Source organism: Tabrizicola sp. (assembly GCF_036781545.1).
In the GTDB taxonomy this organism is placed as follows: domain Bacteria; phylum Pseudomonadota; class Alphaproteobacteria; order Rhodobacterales; family Rhodobacteraceae; genus Tabrizicola.
The window spans coordinates 1-11,894 of sequence record NZ_DAIQAT010000107.1 but is presented as its reverse complement, the minus strand read 5'-3'; the positions used below and the strand labels follow the sequence as shown (position 1 = coordinate 11,894).

The 11,894-nt window shown below is 68.2% G+C and carries 6 protein-coding genes and 2 pseudogenes; 2 read left to right on the top strand and 6 right to left on the bottom strand.

Annotation, left to right across the window (positions count from 1 at the left end; all coding sequences use genetic code 11):
* Positions 1-161, bottom strand: a pseudogene (locus V7Q39_RS20620) (transcriptional regulator); the annotation flags it as partial.
* A gap of 422 nt (positions 162-583) precedes the next feature.
* On the opposite strand from V7Q39_RS20620, the gene V7Q39_RS14615 reads away from it, so the two are divergent.
* A complete protein-coding gene (locus V7Q39_RS14615) occupies positions 584-988 on the top strand; it encodes a single-stranded DNA-binding protein (RefSeq protein WP_333817338.1) in 405 nt (134 codons plus the stop codon).
* Positions 989-1,208: 220 nt separating this feature from the next.
* On the opposite strand, the gene V7Q39_RS14610 is transcribed toward V7Q39_RS14615, so the two are convergent.
* The 5 genes from V7Q39_RS14610 to V7Q39_RS14590 are packed head-to-tail and all read right to left on the bottom strand — an operon-like array spanning position 1,209 to position 11,102.
* Entirely contained in the window at positions 1,209-3,062 is a 1,854-nt protein-coding gene (locus V7Q39_RS14610) for an SWIM zinc finger family protein (protein WP_333817337.1), read from the bottom strand.
* Positions 3,059-4,159, bottom strand: a complete 1,101-nt coding sequence (locus V7Q39_RS14605; protein WP_333817336.1) for a VWA domain-containing protein — start codon at positions 4,157-4,159, stop codon at positions 3,059-3,061. The genes V7Q39_RS14610 and V7Q39_RS14605 overlap by 4 nt, the downstream gene beginning before the upstream one ends.
* The gene (locus tag V7Q39_RS14600; protein ID WP_333817335.1) at positions 4,156-6,525 is read right to left on the bottom strand and encodes a DUF5682 family protein; all 2,370 of its coding nucleotides are present in this window, start codon (positions 6,523-6,525) and stop codon (positions 4,156-4,158) included. The genes V7Q39_RS14605 and V7Q39_RS14600 overlap by 4 nt, the downstream gene beginning before the upstream one ends.
* 9 nt (positions 6,526-6,534) lie before the next feature.
* On the bottom strand, positions 6,535-7,608 hold the full coding sequence (locus V7Q39_RS14595; RefSeq protein ID WP_333817334.1) for an ATP-binding protein: 1,074 nt from the start codon (positions 7,606-7,608) through the stop codon (positions 6,535-6,537).
* Positions 7,602-11,102 carry a DUF4132 domain-containing protein gene (locus V7Q39_RS14590; RefSeq protein ID WP_333817333.1) on the bottom strand — a complete coding sequence of 1,167 codons (3,501 nt, stop codon included), beginning with the start codon at positions 11,100-11,102 and terminating at the stop codon, positions 7,602-7,604. The genes V7Q39_RS14595 and V7Q39_RS14590 overlap by 7 nt, the downstream gene beginning before the upstream one ends.
* 437 nt (positions 11,103-11,539) lie before the next feature.
* Here V7Q39_RS14590 and V7Q39_RS14585 point away from each other — a divergent pair.
* A pseudogene (locus V7Q39_RS14585) lies at positions 11,540-11,894 on the top strand (DUF932 domain-containing protein); the annotation flags it as partial.

Sequence of the window (11,894 nt, the reverse complement as noted above, 5' to 3'; positions counted from 1 at the left end):
AGTTCGGCGAGGGAGTAGCCCATCTCCTTGGCGATGGCTTCCAGCTTGGTGCGGGCTTCGGCCTTATGACGGTCCTCATAGGTGGAAATCGCCTTGGCGAGGTCCTTCTGCAATTGCCGCAGTTCCTTGAGCGACATCGCCTCGAGATTGAATTCAGCCATTGGGCCCTCGTGTCCTGAATGATGCGTCCGGGATAGCCGTCAGGCTGCAACATCGCAACTCCCACGGAGGACGCCGCGATAGGGCAGGGGGATGAGGTTGGCTTGAGCTGCCGGGTCGGCGGTTTCGCAATTGCTTTAACCCGGTTGCCTTGGTGAGGAAGGCCGAGTTCTGCGAGAGCCCCAGGTCGCCCCTATCCCCGGTGCCATCCCTTCGACTGACAATCCCCTAAGCCTGTTCGGCCTCTGGCGCGCAACCCCGCGTCAGTCCGGGCCGTGTTGCCCCTTTGGGGCTGCCCGCTCCACCCCGGCCCTCTGGAGGTTTCCGGTCGCCGTTCCGTCGCCCGTGCACGCCTCAGCCGACAGGCTTTTTCCGGGTCTTGTCGAAGGGACGGTCCCAGGGACAGGAAACACAGGAGCTTACCATGCAGAACATCGTCATCCTCGCCGGCAACATCGGTCAGAAGCCCGAAGTGCGCTCGACCCAAAGCGGCACGAAGATCACCAACTTCACCCTGGCCACCTCGCGGCCGCGCCTCTCGGAAGGTCGCGTGATGCGCGACGAGAACGGCTACCGGGTCATGGACACCGAATGGCACCGCATCACCTGCTTCAACGGTCTCGGCAAGACGGTCGCGGAGCATTGCGAAAAGGGCATGAAGGTCCTCGTCCACGGGCGCATCCACTACACCAAGTGGACCGACGCAACCGGCACCGACCGCTACGGCTGCGAGATCATCGCCGAGAAGGTCGACTTCCTGAGCCGCCCGAAGTCGGCCGAGAACGAAAACCCCGAGTTGGTAGATCGCGACGACGAGGTCCCGTTCTGAAAAGAACGGGGTCTTCCCCGAAAGGGCCCGGCGGGGAAACCCGCCGGGTTCCGTCGTTTTCGGCCCATAGCGGTCACTCGGTCCAGAGACTTGTAGCAGTCGGATTGGGCAGGGCCCTCTGCCGGTCGTTGAGTCAGCGACTTTCTGAGAAGCGCATGGAGCAACCTTCCGAGTGGCACTGCAAGAGCCGGTTGTTGCCTGCCTGCAAAGCCCAGCAGGGTTAAAATCCGTTCTCCGTTCTGCGCAAGTCGGCCGCGATCCAGGCAAGGCGCAACGCCTTCGCCGCCGTTGCCGGGGGGGACAGCAGTCGCTCCACGGCGTCAATCCCGCTTGAAGCCATGCGCAAGGCCAGCGGGGCGGCCGGATGCTGCCCTTGGCCCAGGTCAAGGGCGGCCGACAACAGGTCGTCGCTCAGGGCGCGGGTGGCAGGCTTGGCACCGGCCTTCTGTCCCTTGCCAAGCCAAGACGGGACCTGGGCCAGCCAACTGGCCTCTGGCCAGGCAGGCGGCGGATCCAGCGTAGGATTCCAGACCAACGCGCCCTGCGGCCCATGAAGGACGGAGAGGAGGGTGAACTGCAACCGGCCCATGTGCTCACGCGTCTCGACCAGCAGGCGGGCGCGATGTGGGATGCGGGACAGGGCGGTCCGCGCGGGCAGGGACAGTCCTGCCAGCTCGACCGGCAGCAGGCGATTGCTCCGATCCCGCAAGGGCAGGACCCAACCGGCCGCGCCCGGAACCGGCGCTTCGCAGGCCGCCGGGGCCAGAAGCGCAGGCCGCACCAGTCCGTCGCGCATGAGGGTCGGGCCCATCTGGTGCCACAGGCTGTGATGCAGGTCCTGCCAGTCGGCGCAGTCCGGCAATGGCCCATCGGGCCGGGACAGGACACGGGCGACGCTGTCCGGCGACAGGCGCAGGTCGTCGGACAGTTGCGGCGCGTCGATTGCCAAGGCCTGCCCGACGGCCTGCATTGCAGACGGCAGGCCCAGCATGGGGCGCTGGTAAGCCGCCTCGGGATCGAAGCTTGCGTCCAGTCCGTCCGGCCGCGCGGTCCCGGTCGCGATCCAGCGCAGGCCCTCGGGGTCCCAGCCCCACAGGCGAAGCCCCCGCGCGCCCGTCGGGGACTGCCAGCGCCGCGCGCCGAGTAGCCAAAGCGTCAGCGGTGGCCCGGGGCGATAGTCCCGGCGCGACAGCCCGGCCAGCCGGGGATCCGGATCCGGTCCTGCCAGTGCATGCGCCAAAGCCTGCGCCCGTGCCGCAGCGATCAGGTAGGCCGCTGCATCAGACCCTTCTGCCCGGTTTTCCAGCCCGATGGCCCGTTCGACCAACCCCCGCAAGGCGGTGGCCAGACGCGGTGCGGACTCGATCCGGGCCGAGAGCGCGAGGTCCAGCAACCGGTCCGACGCAAGGCCCCCGTAGCCCGAAAGGACCGGCGCAACCGAAGCCTCGATTTCCCGCGCAATGCTCTCCAGCAGTTCCCGGTCAAGGCCCTCGGCGGTGGCTTCTGTCCGGGGCGGCCTTGGCAGGGGCAGACCGCGCGCCGCGCGCAAGGCCAGCGCCGCAGCAGTGACGGCAAGACGACGGCGGCTGTCCGGGCCCTTCCAGACGGCACCGCGCAGACCGGCACCGGCCAGAAACGTCACCGGATGCAGCAGGCCGGGAAGGCGCACCGTCAGGCTTGCCGCCCTGTCGCAACGGTCAGGCGGCGGTGTGGCCTCGACCAGGCGCAGGGCTGCCGCAAGGTCGCTGCCGGCAAAGGCCAGGATCTCGGCGTCGGAGAGGTCGGCGATCTCGGCTGCAACATCCAGGTCGTGCGCCGGGGCTTCCGATTGCAGCGCCAGTAGCGCCGCGATGACATGCAGGCAGAGGCCGGTTGCGGGGCAGGGACAGCGCGCGCTGCCGATGCCCTTTGCGCCTAGGGTCACGGTGAACCCCTCGACCTCGACCTCGGCTGTCGCCCCCTGGATCGTGACGGTCCCCACACGCGCCGCCTTGGCCCGCCGGAGCAGACCCGCCGACCCAAGCGCCACCAGCGCCGCATCGTCAAGGCCAAGCCACCAGGGCGACGCGGTCATGTCATCACCTCGGCCAGCCACCCGGCCAGCCGGTCCGGGGTCATTGCGCCGATCTGCATGCCAAGGTCCGCAAGGCGCGCGGCCACGCGGTGGTCATGGAACGGGTCGCCCCGGTCGTCCAGCGCCGCAAGGCCCAGCAGTCGCACCCGCGCCTCGACCAGCTGCGCGACCTGAGTCTCCAGACGGCGGGTCGAACCGCCTTCGCAAAAGTCGCTGATCAGCACCAGGACAGAGCGGGCCGGGTCCTCGACAAGGCCGGCGCAGTACTGCATCGCCGCGCCGATATCGGTGCCGCCCCCCAGCCGGACCGTCATCAGCGTTTCCAACGGATCGGTCAGCCGGTCGCTGACATCGACGACCTGGGTGTCGAAGAGCACCATCCGGACGTGAATGCCCGGCAAGCCCGAAAGGATCGCCGCCATGACGGCCGAATGGATGACGCTGTCCGTCATGGATCCCGACTGGTCCACGCAGAGGATCACCTGCCAGGGAAGGCTCGGGCGCTGTCGGCCGTGGAAGAACAGGCGGTCCGGGACCAGCCGCCCGGTATCCGGATCGATGCGGTGCAAGTTGCCGAAAAGCGTCCTGCGCGCGTCGAAATCGGCGGCGCGCGGAAGGCGGCCCCTCACCTGCCGATTGCGCTGGCCGGACAGGGCAAGCTCGATCCTGGGGCGGAGGCGTGCGGTGATCTCATCGACCACGCGGCGCACCGTATCCCGCAAAAGCGCCATCAGCGCCGGCGGCAGGCTGCCCCGCAACGACAGGAGAAGCCGCAATGTCGCGGGGCTGGGCTCGATCCGCGCCAGGACCTCGGGGTCGGCCAAGAGGTCTGCCAGCCGGAAGCGGTTCAGCGCGTCAGCCTCGATCCGCTGGCAGGTCGATTTCGGGAACAGCTTGCGAACACGCCCAAGCCAGTGGAGCGCCTCGGGACGCGACGGTTCGGTGCCGCCAAGACCCCCGCCCCGTGCCGAGGGCGATTGCTGGTAAAGCCAGGTCAGCACCTCGTCCTGCTTGGCAGCCTCGCCTTCGGGTTCGGGCAAGGGGCCGTTTGCCGCGGGTCCAAGCGCCATGCGCCAGCGGCGGGCAGCGTCGGTCATGCGCGTTCTCCCGTCGCTTGGGCCAGCCATGCACCCAGGCCCTGGGTGACAAGATCGTCCAGAACCTTGCGCAGGGCGGCCGCGTCGGCAGGGTCCAGCGTCGTCTCGGCCGGGCCCAAGGCGTGCCGGGTGGCCACATGGGTGGCAAGACGCGCTGTCTCTTGCGCGGTCAGGGTCGAGAAGGCCGCGCGCAGTTCGGGCAGCAGTTCCAGGAAAGCGGGCTCGTCGATCCGGGCAAGATGGGCGTCAACGGCGTCCATGACCGGGCCATTCCGGCAAAGGATTGCGGGGGCCGCGCGCAGGACCCCTGCCAGAAGCGCGCTGCGACCCTCTCCCAGATCCATGCCCGCAAGCCCGCCAGCCACGGCTGCGGCTACCTCCGCCTCCGTCCGCCGCCCCGCCAAGGCACCCAGCCCCAAGGCCGCGCCCAGCAGGGCAGGGGGCACCCTGGACGCGGCCAGCCGGTCAAGCGCCGCGGCAAACCGACCGGCATCCAGCGCTTCTCCGCCCGGCCCCGCCAAGACTGCGTTTACCAGCCGCAAGGCGTCGATGGCCGATGGCAGATCGTCGGCGGGAAGGCCCGGAAGGCTGTCGATCAACCAGACCAACCGGTCGAAGGCCGCCGACACCAGCGCGCGGATGTCCAGCACGGCGGGCGCCCGCAACGGCCCGCGGGTCACGGCGACCAGGTTCAGCTGTCGAAGGGTTTCGGCCAGGGCAGAGGGATCGCGGGACAAGGCGATGTCCTGCGCCAGACGCCTGGCCAGTGGCATGAGTTCCCCGCCCAGCCCGGCCAGAAGCCCGCGCAGCAAGAGACGGCAGCGAAGCGGAAGGTCGCCGCGACGGGCCTCGGCCTCCAGCGTCTCATAGTCGAGCAAAAGCTGCGCCGCGCAGGCCGACGGAAGGGTGTCGCCCAGGGCGGCGCTTTCGATCAGGCGCGCCTCGACGCGCGCAGACCAGGCGACGGACCAGTGTTCGTGCAGATGCACCGGGTCGGGACCGGCCATGTAATCCGGACCAGAGGTCATCCTGGCGAAGCCCGTCTCAAGAATGGCCATCGCATGCAGAAAGGCCGAAGCGGCCCGGTGTGCAGGCTTGCGACGCACTTCCAGCCGCCGCTCTCGCGGTGTGCTGTCCGTGACCGCAAAGCGCAGCGCGGCGGCCCGGGACTGGGCGTCTGCGACCAGCGGCGGCAATCCGGCATTGCGGCAGACCTGCCCCAGACGGTCCCCGCGCAGGTAGCGGGCGAAGTCGGCGGTCCAGAGCTTTCGGTCCGACGCCTCGCCCTTCACCATTGCACTGGCGGCCGCGTCAAGCAGGTCCTGCCGCATCGGGCCGGGCCGACCGCGCAGGCGGGCAAGCCCCTCGGCCAGCCGCAGGCTTTCGACCAGGGTGGGGACCGGCTGCAGGTGCCCATCCTTGCGCAGGGCTTCGGCATGGCCGGAAATCAGCGCCAGCGCGGTCGCGCCCCAGGCAGGAGCGGCACCGGTGGCCTGCACCTCAGTCCAGAGCCGATCATAGTAGCCGGGCAAGGGCAGACCGGCTGCATAGCCGCCCAGTGCATCCAGCGCCGCAAAGCCGTAGCGCACAAGATACGAGGTTGCCGGTGCGCCCGGCGCGGCATCCTGCGTCACGGTCTCGGGGTCGCAGAGGACCGGCGCGTGATACCCGCCGACCACGACAACCACCCGGGGCGCTGCCCCGTCGCCAAGCGCCGCCCGCACATGCCTTGCCATATGCGCCTCGCGGCGGAGCGTCCGCGCATCCGGCGGCGCGGCCTGGCGCAGACCGGCACAGTAGGCCCCCACATCGCGGAAGAATTCCTGCCAGGTGCCGGTGCCAAGGCGCGTCTCGAAGAGATGGTCCCAAAGGTCGTGCCCGTCTCGGCAGCCGGTGGCCTGGCACAGGGCGTCGATATAGTCACCGCTGGTGAAGGGCAGGTCGTCCTGCAACGGCTGGGCGATGGCTGGCGTGGGACCGTCCTGAAAGGTGCCGCTTGGCAGATCGATGAAGCGCAGCCGGGCCCCGGCCGCGCGCCCCGCCCGCAGCGCGACATACTCGGGCGAATGCGCGGTCAGGGGGTAGTGGCTGGCCGTGCGCAGCGTGGTTGCACCCTCGACCTCCGTGAGGGCGACGATCGCCACGGGCGGCCGGGTGCCGGGATCAAGGATGTTGTCAATGTGCCGGTCAAAGTCGTCCGGCCCCTCGACCAGAAGATGCGTGGGTGCGACCTCCCGGATCAGCGCCTCCAGCGCCCAGGCGCAGGCTGGCGAATGGTGACGGACCGGCACGACCCAGAGGCCCCGCCCGGGCGAGAACAGTCGTTCCGCCGCCTGCCCCAGGTCCTTGCGGTCGGGGTCCTGCATGGCGACGCCTCAGGTCCCGTCGCAGAAGGCGGCCCAGGCACGGCTGGACCTGGCGCGAGGGCGGGCGACCTGATCGACATAGGCGCGCAGCTTCCGTCCATCCTCCGGGTCGTCCTTGAACACCACGCCGCGCAACTGCCCCGCGACATGCCGGGCCGTCAGCGGCCCGCCGTCCAGGTAGGCCGCGGCCAGGCTGGCGGCATGCACCGTGTTCACGGCTTCGGCGGTGGACATGATGCTGGATGGCTGGGCCACCGTTTCCCCCTCCGCCGTCCGCCCGGTCCGAAGGTCACGGAAAACGGTGACCAGCACGTCCAGAACGTCCGGTGCAGGCGCCGGAATCGCGGGATGGTCGGCAAGCCGGTCCGCCAGTTGCCGCGCGATCAGCGCGCGTTCAAAGGCGGGATCTCGGATCGACTCGACCGTCTCGAAGTTGAACCGCCGCTTCAGCGCGCCCGACATCTCATGCGTGCCCCGGTCGCGCAGGTTCGCCGTGGCGATGACGTTGAACCCCGGCGCGGCGCGGACCTCGGTCCCTTCGCCAAGTTCGGGCACCGCCAGCGTGCGTTCGGACAGGATTGAGATTAGACTGTCCTGCACCTCGGGCGGGCAGCGGGTCAATTCCTCGATCCGGACGATCTGGCCGGTGCGCATCGCCGTCAGCACCGGCGAGGCGACCATCGCCCGCGCGCTTGGCCCCTCGGCCAGAAGCAGTGCATAGTTCCAGCCATAGCGCAGATGGTCCTCCACCACGCCGGCCGAGCCCTGGACAACCAGCCGCGACGTGCCGCAGATCGCGGCGGACAGAAGCTCGGACAGCATCGACTTTGCCGTGCCGGGTTCGCCCACCAGCAACAGCCCCTGCAACCCCATGACCGAGACGATGCAGCGGTCGACAAGCGCGTCGTCGCCCCAGAATTTCCGGGTCACCCCGCGCGCCTCGTCGCCGATGACGAAGGCCCGCACCGCCCGCGGCGACAGACGCCAGCCGGGCGGACGGGGACCGGGGTCGGAGGCCGTGAGGCGCGCCAGCTCCTCGGCAAATCGGATTTCGGCGGGCTGCTTCTGGACCTCGCCTACCATGGCGACCGCCGCTCCCACTCTGGATCGAACGCCCCCTTGGAGGCCGCCACATGATAGTCGTGCCAGCATTCGGCCAAGAGGACCGGCGGCACCTTGGACGGGGGCACCTCGCCGCCGGGCTTGCCGTCGCGGTCGCGCGCGAAGCGCATGTCGTAGATCACGGCGGTCACGTTCTCTTCGGGCAGGCAGTTGCCCGAGAAGTTGATCGTCGCGATCAGGCCCGCCACCGGGAAACGGCGCAGGTAGTGGCCGAAGTGGCCACCGTCCTCGGCCGCGCCGCGATCATAGCCCAGCTTCTTTGCCAGGCCGCGCACCGTGAAGGTGTCGGTGACCCAGCCATTCCTGTCGGCGATGCTTTCGGCATCCACCGCCACCGGTCCCGGGGTCGCCCGACCGAACTGCGCAAAAAGCGGCTGGACCTCGTGGTCCTTGAGATGAGCCGACCACTCCTTATCCGCGGTCGGCCCGACAAGCATCGTATGGGCCAGCCGGATCCCTGCAAAGGCGGAGGGGTCGACGGCAGCATCGTCAACACCGATGAAGTCGCCTTCGGGCGTGGGGCGGAAGGCCGACGGGGTGTTTCCTTCTGCGTCCACCCCCAGCCAGACCAGTTGCTCGCAGGCCTTGCGCAGGACGGGATGGCCGAGGATGTCGCCCAGCCATTCGGCTGCCGACCAGACCCGACCCGAGCACATCGCGTCGAACAGCCGTTCCCGCTGGATCGACACGACTTGCGTCAGCGTCTTCTTGGCGTCGGCAAAGCTCGCCTTGGACTCGACCGTCGCCTCGTCCTCGCCCGCGGGCAGCGCCTTGACCGGGCGGCCGTCGGGGTTGAAGAGCACCAGCTCCAGCGCCTCGCTCAGACGGGCGACATAGGGCTTGCGGTCCTCGCCGCAGGGAAGCTCAAGCCGGCCGGTCTCGTCCAGACCAAGGGTCGGCACGCTACGGTCGGCCAGCTGGTCCAGCGTCCAGTCATTGTCCTCGGCGATCCGCGCGACCAACTCGCCCGCCAGCTTCTGCACGCCCTTCTGCTTCAGCCGGTTCGCCGCCGACAGCACCACCTGCAACGACGGCGGATCGGCCTTCGCCGCCAGCAGTTCCAGCAGGGCCGAGGTCTGTGACGTCTGCGGCCCGTGCGTCTTGAGATACCAGCGGGTCTTGGCCGCGGCATGGCTCGACGGCACGGCGCGTGCCAGCGCCAGAAGGCCCTTGGTTTCGGACGACTCGTTGTGAAGCACTTCCCGCGGGCCCATCCAGGGGTTCGTCTCGACGACGGTCACCAGGGATTCCGCGACCCAGGCATCGAAGATCAACCGGCCCAGGGCCACCGCGTCCTCGGGGTGCAGCTGGTCTAGGTACAAGGCCAGCATGCCGTTGCCGCCGGGCTGCTTCAGCTTGATCGCCAGCCTGATCCACCAGTGCAGGACGACGTCGGGAACAGGCGATCCGTCGCGCCAGCGCAAGGCACCCAACCGGTCCAGCCCCAGCCAGGCGGGCGGGGGGGCGCCTGCGCCCTTCATGCCGGCCTGCGCTTCGGCCAGAAGGGCTGCGGGTCCTGCATAGGCGGCGATATCCGCACCCGCCCGCGCCAGCGCGGTGATCATCGCGGCCCGCACGGCCTCGGTCTTTTCGACCTTCAGCCGGGCGCGCAGCGCGGCCTCGGCCCCGGCGGCCCGCCGTTCGCCCAGCCATTCCGCCGCAATCCGCCGCGTGTCGGCCTTGCTGTCCTGCAAGAGATCGATCAGATGCGCGTCGATGCCGGGCGCCTCGGCCAGAAGCGCCCGCGCCTCGGCCCGGCTTTCCCGCTTGGGTGAGGTGGCGATTGCCAGAAGCGGCGCAAGGAACCGCTGCGGCGTCGCGGGCAGAAGCCCAAGCCAAAGGATCGAGTTCCGCCGCGACTGGTTGCGGAACACCTTGGGCGCGGTCGAAAACGCGTCCTCGATCACGTGCAGGTTCGCGGCAACCATCGGCCACACGCCTTCCCGGGCGAATTCGCGGCTGCGGTCCTCCCGGCTGTACCGGTCGTTCGTTCCGATCAAGGTCGCCAGGGTCTTTCCCTTGGGCCAGTCCGGCTTCAATTCGATCATCAGCTGATCGATCCGCCGCAGGTCCATGTTGGGCGCCTGCAAATAAGCCTGAAGCGGCGCGGACTCGTTGTCGTAGAAGGACATGTATTCGAGGGACCTTCTGGCGAATTCGCGTAGCCCAGTCTCCTGCGGCAGCCTCAGCAACTGACGCCGATACCATTTGGAACCGGCCTCGCGCATCAAGTGCGCGAAATCCGACGAATAGGGCGGGCGCGGGTTCAGTGTCTGCCCGTTCAGGGTCGCGATCAGGTAATCCGCCTGCTCGGCCTCGATCATCGTCGGGACCGAAGGTTTCCATTTCATGTCGCGGCGCATCCATTCCTCGTATCGCGCCTGACGCCTGGCATTGTCGGCCTCGATCAACGCCACCAGTTCTGCCCGCTCTGCTGCGCCAAAGACCGGCCGAGTGCCGGGGGCGAAATCCTGCATCGGCGGAATCGCGATCCGCGTGCCGCCAATGGCGGTATAGCCTGTGTCGTCGTCGGCCTCTGTCGCTGTCGCCTGCATCGACTTGCCGGCGAAATAGGCCTCGATCACCCGTCGCACGGCGCCGGCCTTTTCGACCTCCAGCCGCGCCTGGAAGGCAGCCTCGGCGCCGGGCGAGCCAAGACCCGCCAGCCAGGTCGCAAGCTCTTCCCTGACCTTGGGGTCGCTGTGGTCCAGCCGTTCGATCACCAGCCGTTCGCGGGTGGCAACGGGCAGGCTGGCAAGCGTTCCCTGGGCGCGTTTGCGGATGTCCTTGTCACCGACCACCAATTCGTCCCCGATGAAGGCGGTGTAGTTCGGATGGTCCATCTGCTCAATTGCCCGCATCATCGCGACGGCGGTTGACCCCTGGTAGTTCAATGCCTTGAGGTGGGCGCAGATCTCTTCCGGTCGTTCGCCGATATCGCGCTTCAGCCCCATCGCCGCCGCAAAGCGCTGGGTCACCGGCCAAGCCTCGGTCGGAGAGAGAAGCATATGCTGCATCATCAGCATGGCGCGCAGCAGATCGCCCTCGGTCCCGCCAAAGGCGCGCGCGATCGCCAACGCCGTGTCGCGGGTCATGCCTTGCGGCGGCATTTCCTCGTCTGGAATGGTCTTGTCGGTGATCAGAGTGTTCTGGAGCGCAAAGTAGATTTGCCGCTGCGCAAGCGGGTAGCTTCTGAACGCATCGTTCCAATCGTTGCGACCGGCATGTGCAACTGCGGCCAGATGCAGCGCCCGCAGATAGCGAACGGTGAGGGCAATATCCTCCCCGGCGCTGCGGTACAGGAACAGATTCCGCCCCGTGACTTCGGCGGGCTTGTGGATGACCTGGACCTGGTAGCCCCACTTGGCAAAGGACTGGTCCGTCTGTTTCGCCAGCGCCTCGACACCCGCTTCGCCTTCGCCGGTCAGCACATAGCGCAGAAGGCCTTCGCCCACCTCGGGCTTTGTCTTTGATGCCAGCGCAAGGTCCGCCGCAATCACTCGATGCGCTGGGGAGAGGTTCTGCTGCCCGCCGACATCATCATTCCCACTGCCCAGAAGCCTTGAAAGCCAGCCCATACCAGAAAAACCCCTCAAGTTGTCCCGCCACTCGTTTCCGCTACCGAGACAATAAGGCGCCTGTTTGACGAGAGTGCGGCAGGTTGGCAACCTGGCGTCCTGCAGCGCGCTGCCGGCCACCTGTCTGCCCAGCAATCTATCTGGCCACTATAGCCACTATCGAGTCATGTTTGCTTCTCGGGCAGGAGCAGAGTTCGAAATGAACGTCTGCTTTCCGCCCTTCACGTCAGCCAGAGTAAGAGGAGTGCCGGTTTCCCGGTGACGGGTCGAGGGCTGGGAGAGTGGCTCCCGGCGCCCGTCGCGGGAGATCGCTGATGGGCATTGTGGAAGTTCTGGATCCGGTCGCACCGACGCGGGCGGGTGGCTGGAAGGTGGATGTGCGCCGGGGTGAACGGAACGGGCGGGTGTCGTCCGAATGGTTCAACCGGCCCGATGACGAGCGGTATCTGTCGCTCGACGATCTCTGGGCCAATGTGAAGGGCCGCTCCGAGCGCAGCCGCAGCCGCGTGGTGCAGACGGCGGACATCCGCGTAGAGGCCGCGCGCGATAACCCCGAGCGGTTGCATCTGATGCTGCCGAAAGCGCAGGAACCGGTCGCGCCGACGCATTGGGCGTTCGGCCAGCTTGCCAGCATCGTTGGCGCTCCGGCGTCCTACCTGCGGCAGCTGC